At 61.2% G+C, this 19,056-nt stretch carries 15 protein-coding genes and 2 tRNA genes; 4 read left to right on the top strand and 13 right to left on the bottom strand.

All coding sequences use genetic code 11. From position 1 onward, the window contains the following. Positions 1 to 109 precede the first annotated feature (109 nt). The 7 genes from dnaB to rnr form a co-directional block, all read right to left on the bottom strand. Positions 110 to 1,507: a replicative DNA helicase gene (gene dnaB, locus I9018_RS02930; RefSeq protein WP_068577111.1), complete on the bottom strand. Its 1,398-nt coding sequence runs from the start codon at positions 1,505 to 1,507 to the stop codon at positions 110 to 112. Between the two features lie 123 nt (positions 1,508 to 1,630). Beyond that, positions 1,631 to 2,077 (bottom strand): 50S ribosomal protein L9, encoded by a 447-nt coding sequence (rplI, locus tag I9018_RS02925; RefSeq protein ID WP_007921484.1) that lies wholly within the window; start codon positions 2,075 to 2,077, stop codon positions 1,631 to 1,633. Positions 2,078 to 2,098: 21 nt separating this feature from the next. Next, positions 2,099 to 2,998: a hypothetical protein gene (locus I9018_RS02920; protein ID WP_241108688.1), complete on the bottom strand. Its 900-nt coding sequence runs from the start codon at positions 2,996 to 2,998 to the stop codon at positions 2,099 to 2,101. Between the two features lie 36 nt (positions 2,999 to 3,034). Then, on the bottom strand, positions 3,035 to 3,265 hold the full coding sequence (rpsR, locus tag I9018_RS02915; protein ID WP_002551829.1) for a 30S ribosomal protein S18: 231 nt from the start codon (positions 3,263 to 3,265) through the stop codon (positions 3,035 to 3,037). A gap of 28 nt (positions 3,266 to 3,293) precedes the next feature. Then, on the bottom strand, positions 3,294 to 3,719 hold the full coding sequence (gene rpsF, locus I9018_RS02910; RefSeq protein WP_022641809.1) for a 30S ribosomal protein S6: 426 nt from the start codon (positions 3,717 to 3,719) through the stop codon (positions 3,294 to 3,296). A 241-nt stretch (positions 3,720 to 3,960) separates the two neighbouring features. Continuing rightward, positions 3,961 to 4,716, bottom strand: coding sequence for a 23S rRNA (guanosine(2251)-2'-O)-methyltransferase RlmB (rlmB, locus tag I9018_RS02905; protein WP_241108687.1), 756 nt, complete (start codon positions 4,714 to 4,716; stop codon positions 3,961 to 3,963). Continuing rightward, positions 4,713 to 7,313: a ribonuclease R gene (gene rnr, locus I9018_RS02900; protein ID WP_068576979.1), complete on the bottom strand. Its 2,601-nt coding sequence runs from the start codon at positions 7,311 to 7,313 to the stop codon at positions 4,713 to 4,715. The genes rlmB and rnr overlap by 4 nt, the downstream gene beginning before the upstream one ends. A gap of 224 nt (positions 7,314 to 7,537) precedes the next feature. Here rnr and I9018_RS02895 point away from each other — a divergent pair. From I9018_RS02895 to I9018_RS02880, 4 genes are all read left to right on the top strand, one after another. Beyond that, a tRNA-Leu gene (locus I9018_RS02895) sits at positions 7,538 to 7,624 on the top strand. A gap of 182 nt (positions 7,625 to 7,806) precedes the next feature. Beyond that, positions 7,807 to 7,893, top strand: a tRNA-Leu gene (locus I9018_RS02890). 181 nt (positions 7,894 to 8,074) lie between these two features. Further along, the gene (locus tag I9018_RS02885) at positions 8,075 to 9,100 is read left to right on the top strand and encodes an extracellular solute-binding protein (protein WP_241108686.1); all 1,026 of its coding nucleotides are present in this window, start codon (positions 8,075 to 8,077) and stop codon (positions 9,098 to 9,100) included. Beyond that, the gene (locus I9018_RS02880; RefSeq protein WP_241108685.1) at positions 9,100 to 10,659 is read left to right on the top strand and encodes an iron ABC transporter permease; all 1,560 of its coding nucleotides are present in this window, start codon (positions 9,100 to 9,102) and stop codon (positions 10,657 to 10,659) included. The genes I9018_RS02885 and I9018_RS02880 overlap by 1 nt, the downstream gene beginning before the upstream one ends. A gap of 50 nt (positions 10,660 to 10,709) precedes the next feature. Here I9018_RS02880 and I9018_RS02875 read toward each other — a convergent pair whose 3' ends face one another. The 6 genes from I9018_RS02875 to hflX all read right to left on the bottom strand — a co-directional run bounded on the left by I9018_RS02875 (position 10,710) and on the right by hflX (position 19,056). After that, a complete protein-coding gene (locus I9018_RS02875) occupies positions 10,710 to 12,644 on the bottom strand; it encodes a methyl-accepting chemotaxis protein (RefSeq protein WP_241108684.1) in 1,935 nt (644 codons plus the stop codon). A gap of 139 nt (positions 12,645 to 12,783) precedes the next feature. After that, complete coding sequence (locus I9018_RS02870) at positions 12,784 to 14,076, bottom strand: adenylosuccinate synthase (RefSeq protein ID WP_068576425.1); 1,293 nt, start codon at positions 14,074 to 14,076, stop codon at positions 12,784 to 12,786. Positions 14,077 to 14,130: 54 nt separating this feature from the next. Next, positions 14,131 to 15,318: an ATP phosphoribosyltransferase regulatory subunit gene (locus I9018_RS02865; RefSeq protein ID WP_068576428.1), complete on the bottom strand. Its 1,188-nt coding sequence runs from the start codon at positions 15,316 to 15,318 to the stop codon at positions 14,131 to 14,133. 292 nt (positions 15,319 to 15,610) lie between these two features. Next, positions 15,611 to 16,480, bottom strand: a complete 870-nt coding sequence (hflC, locus tag I9018_RS02860) for a protease modulator HflC (RefSeq protein WP_068576430.1) — start codon at positions 16,478 to 16,480, stop codon at positions 15,611 to 15,613. Beyond that, on the bottom strand, positions 16,480 to 17,658 hold the full coding sequence (gene hflK / locus I9018_RS02855; RefSeq protein ID WP_068576434.1) for an FtsH protease activity modulator HflK: 1,179 nt from the start codon (positions 17,656 to 17,658) through the stop codon (positions 16,480 to 16,482). The genes hflC and hflK overlap by 1 nt, the downstream gene beginning before the upstream one ends. Before the next feature lie 96 nt (positions 17,659 to 17,754). Beyond that, on the bottom strand, positions 17,755 to 19,056 hold the full coding sequence (hflX, locus tag I9018_RS02850; protein WP_068576435.1) for a ribosome rescue GTPase HflX: 1,302 nt from the start codon (positions 19,054 to 19,056) through the stop codon (positions 17,755 to 17,757).

Genomic DNA, 19,056 nt, shown 5'->3' with positions numbered 1-19,056 from the left:
CAAAAAATGACCAATTCCGACTGCGCCAGTCGGAATTCATGGTCGAGGCAATCAGCGGCGAGAAGACTATTGTCCCCGCCGCATTCAGCCAGTGCCGGGCGAGATGCGGCTACTCGTCGTCGTCGAAGTTGTAGCTGCCCGGAGCCAGGTTTTCGAAGCGCGTGTATTTGCCGATGAAGGCCAGGCGGATGAAGCCGATGGGGCCGTTCCGCTGCTTGCCGATGATGATCTCGGCAATACCCTTGTGCTCGGTCTCCGGGTGATACACCTCGTCCCGGTACACGAACATGATCACGTCGGCGTCCTGCTCGATCGCTCCGGATTCACGCAAGTCGGAGTTCACCGGGCGCTTGTTGGGACGTTGCTCCAGGGAACGGTTGAGCTGGGACAATGCCACCACCGGACAGTTGAACTCCTTGGCCAGGGCCTTCAAGGAACGCGAGATCTCGGAAATCTCGTTGGTCCGGTTGTCGCCACTGGAGCCCGGGATCTGCATCAACTGCAGGTAGTCGATCATGATCAGGCCGATATCGCCATGCTCACGCACCAGGCGTCGGGTCCGGGCCCGCATCTCCGAAGGGCTGATACCCGCCGTATCGTCGATGAACAGCTTGCGGTCGTTGAGCAGGTTGACCGCGGAGGTCAGGCGCGGCCAGTCGTCATCGTCCAACTGGCCGGAACGGACCTTGGTCTGGTCGATCCGCCCAAGCGAGGACAGCATACGCATGATCAGCGATTCGCCTGGCATCTCCAGGGAGTACACCAGGACCGCCTTGTCGCTACGCAGTACTGCGTTCTCCACCAGGTTCATGGCGAAGGTGGTCTTACCCATCGAGGGACGGCCGGCGACGATGATCAGGTCGGCCGGCTGCAGGCCACTGGTCTTCTCGTCAAGGTCGGTATAGCCGGTGGAGAGGCCGGTAATCGCATCGGAAGTATTGAACAGGGTGTCGATTCGATCGATGGCCTTGGTCAACAGCTCGTTGACACCGACCGGGCCACCAGTCTTGGGACGCGCTTCGGCGATCTGGAAGATCTGCCGCTCGGCCTCATCGAGGATCTCCTCGGCGGTGCGGCCTTCGGGGTTGAAGGCGCTGTCGGCAATATCATTGCTGATACCGATCAGCTGGCGCAGGGTCGCCCGCTGGCGAACGATCTGCGCATAGGCCTTGATGTTGGCGACCGAAGGGGTGTTCTTCGCCAACTCGCCCAGGTAGCCCAGCCCGCCCACCTGTGAGGTCTGGCCCTCCTTGTCCAGTTGTTCGGACAGGGTGACCACGTCGATGGGCATGTTCTGGTCGGCCAGCTTGGCGATGGCGCGAAAGATCAAGCGGTGGTCATGCCGATAGAAATCGCCGTCGGAGACTTGATCCAGCACTCGCTCCCAGGCGTTGTTGTCCAGCATCAGACCACCGAGCACGGCCTGTTCGGCCTCGATGGAATGCGGCGGCACCTTCAGGGCGGCGGTTTGCAGATCGTATTGCTCGGGAGCGGAGATATCGTTCATGGCCACTTGGAATTCGGGGGTGAAAATCAGGTTCGGCAGAAAGACAAAGGGCACGACCTGTGAACAGGATCGTGCCCGATGTTAACCGTCAGCCACACAAGGTGCCAGACGATTTGGTACTGCTTAAGCAGCCACCACGACAACGCGTACGGTTGCTTCGACTTCAGCGTGCAGGTGCACGGCTACGTCGAACTCACCTACGTTACGGATGGTGCCGTTCGGCAGACGAACTTCGCTTTTCGCAACTTCAACGCCGGAGGCGGTCAGTGCGTCAGCGATGTCGTGGGTGCCGATCGAACCGAACAGCTTGCCTTCGTCACCAGCGGTGGCAGTGATGGTCACTTCCAGCTCAGCCAGTTGCGCAGCGCGAGTTTCGGCAGAAGCCTTCTTCTCTGCAGCCAGTTTTTCCAGCTCGGCACGACGCGCTTCGAACGCAGCCAGGTTGGCAGCGGTAGCAGCGGTGGCTTTGCCGAAAGGCAGCAGGTAGTTACGGCCGTAACCAGCCTTAACGTTTACCTTATCGCCCAGGTTGCCCAGGTTGGCGATTTTTTCCAGCAGGATCAGTTCCATTTGGTAATAACCTCTTAACTTTTAACCTTCACCGTTCGCGGAGCCGTTACCGGCATCTTTCGAGGCCAAACGTCCGCGAAAATCAATCAGGCTGTCGACAATGGCCAGGACCACGAGTAACGGATAGACCAGCTGCATGAATGGCAGCATCGTGATGTACACCCCCACCAGCCAGAACCTGGCCAGTCGCCCTTGCGCCACCAGCCCGTGAATCAGGGCCAGCCCGGCGAAAGCCAGCGGCACACTGCACATCGGCGTCAACATGGCCAGTTGAGGTCCGAAGTTCGGCCCAACAAGCATGCACGCCAGCAGGAGCATCGCTGGTGCAACGGGGATTCTGATGGCGCGGAACTCGCGCCCAAAACCACCCGGGTTGTACAACACAGCTTGCCAATAACGCCCAAGAATCAGGCTCAGCACGCTGATGGCTTGCAACAAGGCCGCAATCAGGCCGGTCAGGATCGGTGCGATCAGCGTAGCGAGGCGAGCTCGCTCTTCAACCGACAACTGCTGGTACACCTCACCCAAGGCCATCGGCAGGATCTTGATCAGTTCCTGTGACAGCGCTCCGATCTGGGGGCGGAACGCCGCACCCAAGACACCAGCAAACACCAACCCCATCGCTATGCTGACCAGCAGCACGCGGGTCCAGGATTCGCTTGCGCGCAAAACCAACGCAAGACTCGAAGACCCCAGCAGCACAAGAAATGCCCGCGGGTCATCGAACGTCAGCCACCAGAGCAATGCCGGCAGCACTCCCAGAGCCAGGACACCCATGGCGCCCTGCAGCCCGCGCCGCAGCAGCACAAGGCTTGCGGCGGCAGCACCCAACCAATACAACAACGGCAATGCCGAACAGCCAGCCACTACCAGAGTGGCCTGCACACGACCGCGCATGATGAACTCAGCTAAGGCGCGCATGCATTCAATCCCTTACTACTTGTCGACTACCCGGTCTCAGCGGCCGTGGCTGTCGGTGTAGGCCAGCAGGGCCAGGAAGCGGGCGCGCTTGATAGCGGTAGCCAGCTGACGCTGATAACGAGCTTTGGTACCGGTGATGCGGCTTGGAACGATTTTGCCGGTCTCGGATACGTAGGCTTTCAGAGTGTTGAGATCTTTGTAATCGATCTCTTTCACGTCTTCAGCGGTGAAGCGGCAGAATTTACGACGACGGAAGAAACGTGCCATGTAATTGGCTCCTCAAAAGGTCCGTGGATTACTCGTCAGCGTTATCGCTGTTGTCGCTGTCATTGCTGTCGTCGCCATCGGCGCTGTCAGCATGCTCAGGACGGTCGCGACGCTCACGGCGCTCACTGCGGTTTTCTTCAGCCTTGAGCATCTCGGATTGGCCAGTGATGGCCTCTTCGCGACGGATGACCAGGTTACGGATCACTGCATCGTTGTAACGGAAGTTGTCTTCCAGCTCAGCCAGGGCTTTACCGGTGCACTCAACGTTCAGCATCACGTAGTGAGCCTTGTGAACATTGTTGATTGCGTAGGCCAGTTGACGACGGCCCCAGTCTTCCAGACGGTGGATTTTGCCGCCGTCTTCTTCGATCAGCTTGGTGTAACGCTCAACCATGCCGCCGACTTGCTCGCTTTGATCCGGGTGGACCAAAAAGATGATTTCGTAATGACGCATGAATGCTCCTTACGGGTTGTAGCCTGCCGCCTATAAGCGGTCAGACAAGGAGTGAATGACACTTGTGTGTCTTGCCTGGTAGTAGGCACATATGCGCCTGCCGTCACGGCAAGGGGCGCAATTGTAGAGAAGGGGGAACAGCGGTGCAAGGCAATTGGTGAATATTTGAACAACAACTGCAAGCCATTAGCCTCAAGCGACAAGCAGGAGCACTTGCCGCCCATGACTTGCCGATTGCTTGCTACTCGCGTGCGGCCTTGGCGTTGCGCTGGCGCGCAGCCTCGAACAGGCAGACCCCGGTAGCCACGGAGACGTTAAGGCTGCTGACGCTACCGGCCATCGGCAAGCGCACCAGGAAGTCGCAATGCTCACGGGTCAGGCGGCGCATGCCTTTACCCTCGGCCCCCATGACGATGATCGTCGGCCCGGTCAGATCCTGAGCGTACAGCTCCTGCTCGGCCTCACCGGCGGTACCGACGATCCAGAGGCCACGCTGCTGGAGTTTCTCCAGAGTGCGGGCCAGATTGGTCACAGCCACCAACGGGATCACTTCGGCAGCCCCGCAGGCCACCTTGCGCACAGCCGGGGTCAGGGTTGCCGACTTGTCCTTGGGCACCAGTACGGCCAGGGCGCCCGCTGCATCGGCGGTACGCAGGCAGGCTCCGAGGTTATGCGGATCGGTCACGCCATCGAGCACCAGCAACAGTGGCGCCCCTTCGGTACGGTCCAGCAGTTCGTCCAGCATGGCTTCGCCCCACACCTGGCTCGGGCTGACTTCCGCCACCACGCCCTGGTGCACACCCTCGACCCAGGCGTCCATTTCACGGCGCTCGGCCTGCCCTACGGCAACCCGGTTCTGCCCAGCCAGGTCCAGCAGCACCTGGACCCGCGGATCACTGCGCCCTTCAGCCAGCCAGATCTGCTTGACCCGCTTGGGATGATGGCGCAGCAATGCTTCCACAGCGTGTACGCCGTAGATTTTTTCCAACTGACTCATGACTTGGCCTTAGGTTTACGTGCACCACTGCTCTTTGCACCGGCCTTGGGCGGCCCCTTGCGATGCTTGCTCGGTTTCGCGGGTTTATCGGCGGTCGGCTTGCTGGACTTGCCAGCAGGGGCCTTGCCTCCACTCTTGGCCTCAGCCAACAACGCCCGTTTCATTTCCCGGCTCTTGCGCACTTCGGCGTTTTTCGCCGCAGCATCGCTTGGACGGTAGGCATCGCCCGCCTTTTCCTTGGCAGCGCCACGTCGCGCCGGCTTGCTGGAGGGCGCAGCCTCGGCAGGCTTGCTCGCCGGCACATCGGGCGCGCCGCGCTTCTTGCGGCCGATCGGGGCATTGATGGTTTTTTCCGCCATCTCGAAATCGATCTTGCGCTCGTCAAGATCGACTCGCATGACGCGCACTTCCACGGTATCGCCCAAGCGGAAGCTGCGCCCCGTGCGCTCGCCCGCCAGGCGATGGTGCACAGGGTCAAAGTGGTAGTAGTCGCCAGGCAAGGCCGTCACGTGCACCAGGCCTTCGACATAGATATCGGTCAGCTCGACGAACAGCCCGAAACCGGTCACTGCCGTGATCACTCCCGGGAAGGACTCGCCCACGCGATCCTTCATGAACTCGCACTTGAGCCAGTTCACGACATCGCGGGTGGCTTCATCGGCACGACGCTCGCTCATCGAGCATTGCTCACCGAGCTGCTCCAGAGTGACTTCGTCGTACGGATAGATCCGCGCCTTGGGAATACTCGACGCCCCGGCACGACGCACATGAGGCGTATCTTGCCGGGAGTGGATGACACTGCGAATGGCCCGGTGGGTCAGCAAGTCGGGATAACGACGGATCGGCGAGGTGAAGTGGGTGTAGGCCTCGTAATTCAGGCCGAAGTGCCCCTGGTTGTCCGCGCTGTATACCGCCTGGCTCAAGGAACGCAGCATGACGGTCTGGATCAGGTGGTAATCCGGACGGTCCTTGATGTTCTCCAGCAACGCCTGGTAGTCCTTGGGCGTCGGCCCCTCCTTGCCCTTATGCAAGGACAGCCCCAGCTCGCCGAGGAAAGCGCGCAACTTCTCCAGGCGCTCCGGCGGCGGACCATCATGCACCCGATAAAGCGCCGGAATCTCATGCTTCTGCAGGAACTCGGCGGTGGCCACGTTGGCCGCCAGCATGCATTCCTCGATCAGCTTGTGGGCATCGTTGCGCGCAGTTGGGCGAATTTCGGCGATCTTGCGCTCAGAACCGAAGATGATCCGGGTTTCCTGGGTTTCAAAGTCGATGGCACCACGGGTATGGCGCGCGCCCAGCAGGACCTTGTACAGCGCGTAAAGCTGCTTCAGGTGCGGTACCACATCGGCATATTCACCGCGCAGCTGCTTGGCTTCGGAGGTCTTGGAATGCTCGAGCATGGTACTGACCTTGTTGTAGGTCAGGCGCGCCTTGGAGTGGATTACCGCTTCATAGAACTGGTAATCGGTCATCTCACCGGACTTGGAAATGGTCATCTCGCAGACCATGGCCAGGCGATCCACCTTGGGATTGAGCGAGCAGAGGCCGTTGGACAGCTCTTCCGGCAGCATCGGGACCACGCGCTCGGGGAAGTACACCGAGTTGCCACGCACCTGGGCTTCAGCATCCAGGGCCGAACCGATCTTCACGTAGCTGGAAACGTCGGCGATAGCCACATACAGCTTCCAGCCGCCACCGAACAGGCGCAGCTTGCCGGGCTTGGCTTCGCAATAGACGGCATCGTCGAAGTCGCGGGCGTCCTCGCCATCGATGGTGACAAAGGGCAGGTCGCGCAGGTCGATACGCTTTTCCTTGTCCTTCTCTTCCACTTCAGGCTTGAGCTTGCCGGCCTCCTTGAGGACGGCCTCGGGCCATACATGTGGAATATCGTAGGTGCGCAGGGCAACGTCGATCTCCATGCCCGGCGCCATATAGTTACCTACGACTTCGATCACATCGCCCTGTGGCTGGAAGCGCGGGGTCGGCCAGTGAGTGATCTTCACCTCGACGAACTGACCGATCTTGGCATTGGCATTGCGACCTGGCGTCACCAGCACTTCCTGCTGGATCTTCGGGTTATCCGCGACGACAAAGCCGATACCGCCCTCTTCGAAGTAGCGACCGACGATACTTTCATGGGCACGCGATACCACTTCGACGATCACGCCTTCACGACGGCCGCGGCGATCTAGGCCAGAAACACGGGCCAATGCCCGGTCGCCATCGAACACCAGGCGCATCTGGGCCGGACTCATGAACAGGTCTTCACTGCCGTCGTCCGGCACCAGGAAACCGAAACCGTCGCGGTGACCGCTGATACGGCCGAGAATCAGGTCGAGCTTGTCCACGGGCGCGTAGGTGCCCCGGCGGGTGTAAATCAATTGAGCATCGCGCTCCATGGCGCGCAGGCGGCGACGCAAGGCTTCGAGTTGGTCTTCGGTGGTCAGGCCGAACTCGTCTACCAGTTGCTCGCGACTAGCAGGCGAGCCTCGGTCAGCAAGATGCTGGAGGATGAGTTCGCGGCTAGGAATAGGGTTTTCGTATTTTTCCGCTTCACGAGCGGCCTCGGGATCGAGGGACTGCCAATCGGCCATTAGATAAATTTCACCTTGTCTATATCTCGGTTAGTTTGGCATACACGTATTGAAACGGGAAATTTCAGGCTCAGACAACGCCCGAAATCCCTCCTCCCTGGCTCAGAAACAGACTCCTGTTTATCCCCAAGGACTTTTTTCAAACTTTTTCGAATCCAGGGGTTTACAGCTCAAAACAGCATCCGTATAGTGCGCGCCATCGACGACGGAGACGTCAACGATACGCCCAGATGGTGAAATTGGTAGACACGCCAGCTTCAGGTGCTGGTGGCCGCAAGGCCGTGGAAGTTCGAGTCTTCTTCTGGGCACCAATTCAAGAGCTTGAGATTAGATCAATTTCAAGGCTCCAACAAAAACCCGCGAAAGCGGGTTTTTGCGTTCTAAGCTCCTGATTTTCCTAAGTGCTTGATTTAATAAAAGCAAAACAGGGGTTTACAGATCAAAACACTGCCCGTATAGTGCGCCCCATCGACACGGCAACGATGTCGATACTGCCCAGATGGTGAAATTGGTAGACACGCCAGCTTCAGGTGCTGGTGGCCGCAAGGCCGTGGAAGTTCGAGTCTTCTTCTGGGCACCAATTCAAAACTTCAGCACAATGCTCTGAAGCTTCACAAAAACCCGCGAAAGCGGGTTTTTGCGTTTCTAGCCCATGTAATTCCCTCCGCACAAAGCCTCCTCCCTCGCAAAGCGCACATGAGAAACGATATCGTTTATGATTGTTACAAGTTTTTGCGGCACAACAGTGAGGAAACCTGCGAATGATGTTTAGAAACACCCGCCTTTCAACATCCCTTCTGCGTGGCTTGACCATCACTTTGCTGGGACTGACCCTGGCATCTCCACTCACCCGGGCCGACGAGCCCGTATCGCTGACCCTGTACAACGGCCAGCACAAAGAAGTCGGCGAGGCGATCGCCAAGGCCTTCGAAACCAAGACCGGGATTCACGTCAATGTCCGCAAGGGCAGCAGCAATCAGCTGGCCAGCCAGGTAGTGGAAGAAGGCGATCGCTCCCCCGCCGACGTGATCTATTCCGAAGAATCCCCACCCCTGAACAAACTGGGGGAACAAGGCCTGCTAGCCCAGACCGACAGCGCCACCCTGGCCGTACTGCCCAAGGAGTACGTGGCCAGCAACGGTACCTGGATCGGCATCACCGCCCGCGTGCGCGTGGTGGCCTTCAATCCCAAGCTGATCGCTGAAAAGGACCTGCCCACATCGGTACTGGAATTCTCCCAACCCCAGTGGCAAGGCAAGATCGGCTTCGTCCCCACCAGTGGCGCCTTCCAGGAACAGGCCGTGGCGATCATCAAGCTGCACGGCATGGACGCAGCGGAAGAGTGGCTGACCGGGCTGCGTGCCTTCGGCAAGATCTACAGCAACAACATGGTGGCGCTCAAGGCCGTGGAAAACGGTGAAATTGCCGCGGTCCTGGCGAACAACTACTACTGGTTCGCCCTGCAACGGGAGAGAGGCCAGCTGGAGTCCAAGCTGCACTACTTCACCAATGGCGATGCCGGTGGCCTGATCACCGTCTCCAGCGCTGCGGTACTCAAGTCCAGCAAGCACCCCAAGGAAGCCCAGCAGTTCCTCGCCTACATGGCCAGCGAAGAAGGTCAGCGCGTGATCACCCAGACCACCGCGGAATACCCGCTGCACAAGGGCATGGAGTCCGACCGCGGGCTCAAGCCTTTCAGCGAGCTGAACCCTCCGCAGGTGACACCCGCCGACCTGGGCAATGCCGAACAGGCCCTGGAGCTGGAACGTGATGTCGGCCTGAACTGATGGGGCCTTCGCTTTGCGCTGCACGCGCCCATCGCGCACCGGGGCGCAAGCCCCCTCCCGCCTGGCTGCTACTGCCGGTCCTGCTACTGGTCTGCCTGAGCCTCTTGCCCCTGGCCTATGTCGCACTCAAGGCCTGGCAAGCTGGCTGGGTTGAGGCCTGGCATCTGCTGTGGCGCCCCTACGTGTTCCGGCTGCTGCGCAACACCCTGCTACTGATGCTCGGGACGACCGGCGCCTGCGCCATCATCGGCCTGTCCCTGGCCTGGCTGCTGGAACGCAGCGACCTACCGGGCCGGAGGATCTGGGGCGTGGTGCTGTGCCTGCCATTCGCCGTGCCGGCTTTCGTCAGCAGTTTCACCTGGGTATCCCTGAGCGCCAGCTTCGAGGGACTGGGCGGCGCGATCCTGGTGATGACCCTCTCCAAGTACCCGCTGGTGTTCCTGCCAGTGGCCGCCACCCTGCGCAATCTCGATCCTTCCCTGGAAGAATCGGCACGCACCCTGGGGCAAGGCCGCTGGGGAGTGTTTCTCAAGGTCACCCTGCCCCTGCTGTGGCCTTCGCTAGTGGCGGGATCGTTGCTGATCGCCCTGCACATGCTGGTGGAATTCGGCGCCTTGTCGATCATGGGCCTGCAAACCTTCACCACGGCGATCTACCAACAATTCGAACTGGAGTTCAGCAACGCCAACGCGGCGATGCTCTCGGCTGTCCTGCTGCTGTTGTGCCTGACCCTGCTATGGCTGGAGTTGCGGGCCCGCGGCAAAGGCCGGCACGTGCGCATCGGCCAGGGCGTGGCGCGCCGGGCCGAACAGGTCGGACTGGGCAGCTGGTCCGCCATCGGGCAAGTGTATTGCTTGCTGCTGGCAGTGATCGGCAGCGGTGTCCCCCTGGGGATGCTGGGCTACTGGCTGGCAGTGGGCTCATCGGCCGCCTTCCCTATTGCCGCGATCGGTGAAGCCTTGCTCTCGTCCCTGGCACTGTCCTTGGGCGGAGCTGCGCTGTGCCTGGTGCTCGCGGTGCCGGTGGGCCTGCTGGTGGTGCGCTACAAGGGCCGCCTGGCGATCTGGGCCGAACGCCTGCCCTACTTGCTGCACGCTTTGCCAGGCCTGGTGATCGCCCTGACCCTGGTGTACTTCGCCTTGCACTATGTGCCGGCGCTGTACCAGACCTCGACCCTGCTGCTGATCGCCTACGCCTTGCTGTTCCTGCCACTGGCCCAGGCACCGATCCGCACGGCCTTGAACAAGGCAGCACCACAGCTGGAAGAGGCGGCACGAACCCTGGGAGCCTCATCGTTCGGGGCCTTTTGCCGGGTCACCCTGCCGATCATCTTCCCGGCACTGGGCGCGGCTTTCGCCCTGGTATTCCTGGATGCGATGAAGGAACTCACTGCGACCCTGCTGCTCAGCCCCACAGGATTGAACACCCTGGCCACCGCAGTCTGGGCCCATACCTCGAACCTGGAGTTCGCGGCAGCGGCGCCCTATGCGGTGCTGCTGATCCTGGTCTCGGGCCTGCCGGTGTACCTGCTGACGACGCGGATGTATCTGAGCCGCTGAGAACACCCTGCCGGCCAATGGCTCGCCAGAGCCATCAGCCAGTACCGACCTCAGGCGCGAAACTGGCCCAGGCTGGCCTTGAGCTGCGCCGCCAGGCTGTCCAGCACCTTGCCGCTGGCGGTGGTTTCCACCACCGCCTGGGCCGCACGCTCGGCCTGGGCATGAATGGTCTCCACCCGCCCACGCACCGCCTGCGCGCCCTGGGCTTGTTGCGCCGCAGCCTGGGTAGCCAAGCCAATGGCAGCGTGCACCTGTTCCACCGATGACTGCACCGACTGCTGCAGACGGGCGCTATCGCGCAACACCAACAAACCTTCACTGGCCTGGCGCCCGGCCTGGCCGATAGCCGCCACCGCTTCGCGTGCACCTTGCTGCAAAGCGCCGATATGGGCCTGGATATCGCCAGTGGAACTCTGGGTCTTGCTGGCCAAGGCCCGCACTTCGTCTGCCACTACCGCAAAACCGCGCCCGGTCTCGCCGGCCCGGGCCGCCTCGATCGCCGCATTCAGTGCCAGCAAGTTGGTCTGCTCGGCAATGCCATGGATCACCGTCAGCACCACCTCGATCTGCTCGCTCTGCTGGGCCAGCCGCTCGATCACCTTGGCCCCGGTATCCACCTGTCCAGCCAGGGCCTCGATCAAGCTGCCGACCTGCTCGGAAGTCCGGGTGGTCTCGTCGGTGGCCTGGCGGATCTCCACCACCTGTTGCAACGCGGCCTGCATGGCCTGGCTTTCCGCCTGGGCCTCGTCGGCCATGTGCGACAGGGCCCGCAGGCTCTCCGCCACCTCGTCGCGCTGGGCCTCGGCCGCCGCATCGGCGCCGGCATTACGCAAGCTCATCGCGCCAATCTCGACCCCGGTGCGCTGCGCCACATCGCCTGCCTCGCGGACGATCGGCTGCAACTTGTCGACGAAGCGATTCACCGCCGAAGCCATGTCGCCGATCTCATCGTTGCTATTGAGCGGCACACGCTTGGTCAGGTCACCCTCCCCGGCCGCCAGGTCATTGAGCGCGGCAATCAGCAGGTGCAACTTGTTGACCACCCGCCGCCCCAGCACCACTGCCAGCAACAGCAGTAGCGCCAGGCCGACCAAGGCCAGGCCTACGCCAATCTGCCAACGCAGGGTGGCCGCCGCCTCTTGCACGGTACTGGCAGTGTTGGCCTGCATCTCGACCGCCGTGCCCTGGGCCGACTGCAGCCGCGAACGCATCGCCGCCGAACTGTCGGCGGAGGCCCCCTTGAGACTGTCGCCCACCAATTGGTCGCTGCTGGCGATCAAGGCCGTGAAGCGCTGATCCAGCGCCGCGATGTCGGCCTCAACGGAGGCCGTGGACACCCCCATCAGCACCTTGCCGATTTCCACCCCGTTGGGATTGATCGAAGCCTCGATGTAGTAGACCGAGGGATCGTTCTTCGCCGCGTCCAGGACCTTGTCCAGGGCCCGATCGCCCTTGCCCTTCTCCAACAGGGCGCGGTTGATGGGGTTTTCACGGTTCAGGTAGCGAGTCAGGTGCGCGCCCGTGGCATCGTCATACACCACGAAGAGCACGCTAGGGTTGCGCTGGGCCCGCCGTGCGAATTCGGACAAGGTTGGTACATCGTTGTCCCACATGGCTCGCGGCGCCACCGAGGCCAGCAACTGGGCCATATCGTTGGCGGAATCCTTCAGGTCTTTCTCCAGCGCATCACGCAGCTGTACCTGCTCCTCCTTGAGGCGCGACGACAAGCCAGCCGTGAGTCGTTGGCGAGTGCTGGCCGACAGGCTCTCCAGGCTGGAGGTGACCTCCTTGCCCGCCTGTTCCAGCTCACCCGCGAGCTTCTGGCTGTCACCGCCCAGGCGCGAGGCCAGGTTTGCTTCCAGGGCTGTCACCGTGCTCCGGGTCAGGGCGACAGCGACCAGCACTTGCACCAAAAGGGCGATACCGAGAGTAACGAATACAGGCCGTAGTAAACGGCTTTGTAACAGTGAGAGAACGGCCGACACAGGAAATCCCTCTACTTTTGACGCCATTATTCTGATGGCACTCTAGAAGTGGATTTCCCAGCAAGGGTCGTGCCGAGCGGCAGGCAGAAACGACAAAGGGCCCCATGAGGGGCCCTTTGTTTGCTACATCAACAGCTTATCAGGCGAACGGATGACGCAGGACGATGGTCTCGTTGCGATCCGGGCCAGTCGAAATAATGTCGATCGGCGCGCCGACCAGCTCTTCGATGCGCTTGATGTAGGCCAGGGCAGCTGCCGGCAGCTCTGCCAGGGTCTTCGCGCCCAGGGTCGATTCGCTCCAGCCTGGCATCTGCTCGTATACCGGCTCCAGGCCGATGTAGCTGTCGGCGTCGGTCGGCGCGTCGATGACTGCACCATCCTGGTTCTTGTAGCCAACGCAGATATTGATGGTTTCCAGGCCATCCAGCACGTCCAGCTTGGTCAGGCACAGGCCCGAGATGCTGTTGACGTCGATGGCGCGCCGCAGGATCACGGCATCGAACCAACCGCAACGACGGGCACGGCCGGTGGTAGCACCGAACTCATGGCCACGCTTGGCCAGGAAGGCGCCGACGTCGTCGAACAGCTCGGTCGGGAACGGGCCCGAACCAACGCGAGTGGTGTAGGCCTTGGTGATACCCAGGATGTAGTCGATGTACATCGGGCCCACGCCGGAGCCGGTAGCAATGCCGCCAGCGGTGGTGTTGGAGCTGGTGACGTACGGATAGGTACCGTGGTCGATGTCCAACAGCGAGCCTTGGGCGCCTTCGAACATGATGTCCTTGCCGGCGCGACGCAGTTGGTGCAGTTCGGCGGTGACGTCGAGCATCATCGGCTTGAGTTGCTCGGCGTACTCCATGCACTCGTCCAGGGTCTTCTGGAAGTCGATGGCCGGCTCTTTGTAGTAATTGACCAGGACGAAGTTGTGGTAGTCCAGCAACTCGCCCAGCTTCGCGGCGAAACGCTCGCGGTGGAACAGGTCGCCGACACGCAGGCCGCGACGGGCCACCTTGTCTTCGTAGGCCGGGCCAATGCCACGACCAGTGGTGCCGATCTTGGCTTCGCCACGGGCCTTCTCACGGGCCTGGTCCAGGGCCACGTGGTAGGACAGGATCAGTGGGCAGGACGGGCTGATACGCAGGCGCTCGCGCACCGGTACGCCTTTTTCTTCCAGCTTGACGATTTCACGCATCAAGGCATCCGGAGCCACCACTACGCCGTTGCCGATCAGGCACTGCACGCCTTCGCGCAGCACGCCGGACGGGATCAGGTGCAGAACGGTCTTCTCGCCGTCGATCACCAGGGTATGGCCAGCGTTGTGGCCACCTTGGTAGCGCACTACGGCGGCGGCATGTTCGGTCAGCAGATCAACGATCTTGCCTTTGCCCTCATCACCCCACTGGGTGCCCAGGACTACGACATTCTTACCCATAACAATTGTCCTCATTCGCGCAAACTTGGTGCCGGCGAGCGCCGGCAGGAAAACTCAGGAAACCAGTGGCAATACTTGCCAAATACCATCGTGCTGAACCAATTGCCGGTCGCAGTCCGCTTCACGAGCAGCGGCCAGGGGCTGCCCAGGCAAGGCCTGGACCACGCGCTGGCCTTCGCTGCGCAACTGGCAGACGGTCTGCCAGAGTGCGGCGTCGGTGCGATCGGGCATCCAGATGCCACCTGACGGCAATTCGATCTCGGCACGCCCCAGGGTCACCAAGGTCTTGAGGTCGGTAGAGAAACCAGTGGCCGGCCGGGCACGCCCGAAGTCCGCACCGATGTCATCATAGCGACCGCCCTGGGCAATGGATTGACCCACACCCGGAACGAACACCGCAAACACCACTCCAGTGTGGTAGTGGTAGCCACGCAGCTCGCCGAGGTCGAAGTACAGCGGCAGGTCCGGGAATCGCACCGACAAGCGCTCGGCAATCGTCAGCAATTCATCCAGCGCCACCAGCACCGGGGTCGGGGCACCCGCCAGGCGACGACGAGCATCGCTCAGTACTTCGCGGCTGCCGCACAGGTCCACCAGGGAGCGCAACATTTCTGCCAGGTCGGCAGGCAAGCCTTCGGTCAGGCTGATGACTTCATCGATCGCCTTGCGCTGCAGGGCGTCGAACAATTGTTGCTCCACGGCACCGGACAAACCGGCAGCCTGGGCCAGGCCGCGGTAGATACCCACATGCCCCAGATCCATGTGCACATCCGGCACATCAGCCAGTTGCAACATCGCCAACATCAGGCTGATCACTTCGACGTCGCTGCTCGGGCTGGCATCGCCATACAACTCGGCACCCAGCTGGATTGGGCTGCGGGAGGTCGACAAGGCCCGCGGCTGGGCATGCAGCACGCTGCCGGCGTAGCACAGGCGACTCGGCCCTTCACGGCGCAGGGTGTGGGCATCGATACGTGCTACTTGCGGCGTGATGTCGGCACGGAACCCCATCTGCCGACCCGATTGCGGATCGATGACCTTGAAGGTGCGCAGGTCCAGGTCCTGGCCGGCACCCGTCAGCAGGGATTCCAGGTATTCGATATGGGGAGTGACGACGAACTCGTAACCCCAGCTCTGAAACAGATCCAACACCTGACGACGCGCCACTTCGATGCGCGCCGCTTCCGGCGGCAGTACTTCTTCGATGCCATCTGGCAGCAGCCAGCGGTCTACCGTTGCCATTACGCCATTCCCCTATGGTCCGGGCGGCAAGCCTGGGGCCAGCCTTAGAGTGAAGCAGAAAACAGTCGCATCCGACGCGAGCTCAGCCGGACAGGCAGCCAGAAATCGGCTGTACAGACCCTTTTCCTCGAAAAATCTCACCGGACTCTTGAACGAGCCACGGCTAATCAAAGATGCAGACGCAAAAAAGCCGGGAATTTCCCGGCTGCCGCATCATACACCCGTTTTCCCAAAGGATCACCCCGCCAGGCATTTTAGCCGCCCGGCGGGGCACCCCAGGATCAGGCCAGGATCAAGGCTTGGTTTTTTCCAGGTAGTGGAAAAAATCGCTGCTTGGGTCCAGGACCATGACGTCGGATTTGTTCGCGAAGCTTTCACGGTAGGCACGCAGGCTACGATAGAACGCGTAGAACTCCTGGTCCTGGCCGTAGGCCTTGGCATAGATCGCTGCCGCCTGGGCGTCGCCATCACCGCGAACCTCTTCGGACTCACGATAGGCTTCGGCCAACAGCACCCGACGCTGACGATCGGCGTCGGCACGGATACCTTCGGCCAGCTCGTTACCCTTGGCGCGATGCTCGCGGGCCTCACGCTCACGCTCGGTGCTCATGCGTTCGAACACGCTGCGGTTCACTTCCTTGGGCAGGTCGATGGCCTTGACCCGGACATCCACCACCTCGATACCCAGTTCCTTCTCCGCCATCTTGTTCAGCGAAGCCGTGATATCGGCCATCAGCGCATCACGCTCACCGGATACCACTTCATGCAGGGTGCGCTTGCCGAACTGGTCGCGCAGGCCCGACTCCAGACGCCGCGATAGACGCTCGTCGGCAATCTGCTTGAGGCCGGAAGTCGCGGTGTAGAAACGCTCGGCATCCTTCACCCGCCACTTGGCATAGGCGTCCACCATCACGGCTTTCTTTTCCAGGGTCAGGAAGCGCTGCGTCGGTGCATCCAGGGTCATCAGGCGCGCATCGAACTTACGCACCTGGTTCACGTAGGGCACTTTCACATGCAAGCCGGGCTGGACATCGGCCTGGACTACACGACCGAACTGCAGCAACACCGCACGCTCGGTCTGAGCCACGATGTAGAAGCTGTTCCAGGCAACCACCGCCACGACAACACCCACGATCAGGGCGATCAGCGATTTATTGCTCATCAGCGACTCTCCCTAGAACGCGTCTGCTGCTGTTGCTGCATATGCTCAACCGCCGCGCGCGCATTCGCTTCATTGCTGGAGGTAGAAGCCGAGCCCGTTACCGGAGCACCGCCGCTACGACCACTGTCGATCATCTTGTCCAGCGGCAGGTACAGCAGGTTGTTCTGCCCACCCTTGCTTCCGGTCACCAGGACCTTGCTGGTATTGCTGAAGACTTCCTGCATGGTGTCCAGGTACAGGCGCTGGCGAGTTACCTCAGGTGCCTTGCGGTATTCGCCGACCAGCTTGGTAAAGCGGTCCGCCTCACCCTTGGCGCGGGAAACCACTTCGTCGCGATAACCGTTGGCATCCTCGATGATGCGCTGGGCCTGACCACGAGCCTCGGGTACCACACCATTGGCATAGGTTTCAGCCTGGTTGCGCGAGCGCTGCTCATCTTCACGAGCACGGATCACATCGTCGAAGGCTTCCTGCACTTCACGCGGTGCCGCTGCGCTTTGTACGTTGACCTGGGTCACGGTGATACCGGTGCGATAGTTATCGAGGAAACGCTGCAAGCGCTCCTTGATCTCGCTGGCCATCTGCTCACGACCTTCGGTCAGCACCTGGTCCATGGCGGTGGAACCCACCACATGGCGCAGCGCGCTATCGGTCGCGTGCTGCAGGCTGATCTCCGGCTGATCGACGTTCAGCACGAAGTCCTGCAAGTTGCTGATCTTGTACTGCACGGTCAGCGGCACCTCGACGATATTCTCGTCCTCGGTCAGCATCTGGCCCTGCTTGGTATAGGCACGCTCACGCGTGACGTTTTCCATGTACTTGCGGTCGATCGGCGGGAAGTAGATGTTCAGGCCCGGACCGACAGTCTCATAGTATTTGCCGAAGCGCAGCACCACGGCCTGCTCCTGCTCATCGACGACATAGACCGCGCTGTACAGCCAAGCAGCCGCCAGCACGACCAGGCCAATGCCCAGCAAGCCAAAACCGCCGCCCTTGCCGGAGCTGGCGCCGTCATCACCACGTTTCTTACCACCACCGAACAACCCATTCAGGCTTTCCTGCAGCTTACGGAAGGCCTCGTCGAGATCTGGCGGGCCCTTGCGATCGCCGTTATTGCGGCGTTTACCGCCCCAAGGGTCCTGATTATTCGAGTTGCCACCCGGCTCATTCCAAGCCATAGCGCTCTCCATCTGATAAAGCAAAGACGCGCCCACGGCGCGCCGGCCAATGCTACAGAATGCCTGCTACAGCGGCACAACCGCCTGCCCAGGCTTTTATTGCAAAGTGTGTTGCTCGATGAAGTCCGACGGCTGCCAGCCTTCGCGACTGACCAGCCGGTTCAACTCGGCCCGAGGCAGGCGAACGGCCAGCAAACTGACACCTTCATCGTCATGATCTTCTTTCTGCACAGCATTCAACTGGAAAAACTGTGCTCGCAGTCGAGCAAAACGCTGGGGCAAGCGCAAGGTGCCAACGAACAAATCTTCACCCAGCAGCTCCGCAATGGCCTGCTTGAGCAAGTCCAGTCCCTGGCCATCACGGGCCGATAACCAGACGCGCTGCGGCTTGCCATCGGGATCACGCTGTATCTGTGGCTCAACGCCCTCGAGCAAATCGAGTTTGTTATAGACCTCCAGGATCGGCAAGTCCTGAGCCCCGATCTCCCCCAGCACGACCATGACCTGCTCGATCTGGGCCATGCGCTCGGGCTCATGGGCATCGATCACATGCAGCAGCAGGTCGGAATTGCTCGACTCTTCGAGCGTAGCCCGAAATGCCTCCACCAATTTGTGCGGCAAGTGGCGAATGAAACCCACGGTGTCGGCCAGCACGATCGGCCCCAGGTCGTCCAGCTCCAGCCGGCGCAAGGTGGGGTCGAGGGTAGCGAACAACTGGTCGGCCGCGTAGACATCGGACACGGTGACGGCATTGAACAAAGTGGATTTGCCGGCGTTGGTATAGCCCACCAGCGACACTGACGGGATATCGGCACGCTTGCGGCCACGACGAGCCTGCTCTCGCTGGCTGCGAACCTTTTCCAGGCGAGCCTTGATCTGTCGCAGGCGTACCCGCAACAAGCGCCGGTCGGTTTCCAGCTGGGTTTCCCCCGGGCCACGCAGACCGATACCGCCCTTCTGCCGCTCAAGGTGGGTCCAGCCGCGCACCAGTCGAGTGCTCATGTGCTCAAGCTGGGCCAGTTCGACCTGGAGCTTGCCTTCATGAGTCCGCGCGCGTTGGGCGAAGATATCGAGGATCAGACCCGTGCGATCAATCACGCGACACTCGAATGCACGTTCGAGGTTACGTTCCTGACTGGGCGTGAGGACGTGATTGAAAATCACCAGGTCTACCTGTTCGGCTTTGACCAGGTCGCGCAACTCCTCGACCTTGCCACTGCCAACCAGGTATTTGGCGGTTGGCCGATGACGCGGCACGTTGATAAACGCGACGGTCTCGGCGCCGGCCGATACTGCCAGCTCCTGAAACTCCTGCGGATCTTCGCGCGCCTCAGGGTCCTGACCTTCCAAGTGAACGAGAATGGCTCGCTCACCACCACCGTGGCGCTCAAAGAACAA

It is taken from the genome of Pseudomonas sp. MPFS (assembly GCF_022537035.1).
GTDB lineage: Bacteria > Pseudomonadota > Gammaproteobacteria > Pseudomonadales > Pseudomonadaceae > Aquipseudomonas > Aquipseudomonas sessilinigenes.
The sequence above is the reverse complement of the archived record's forward strand: the minus strand, read 5'-3'. Positions and strand labels throughout refer to the sequence as shown.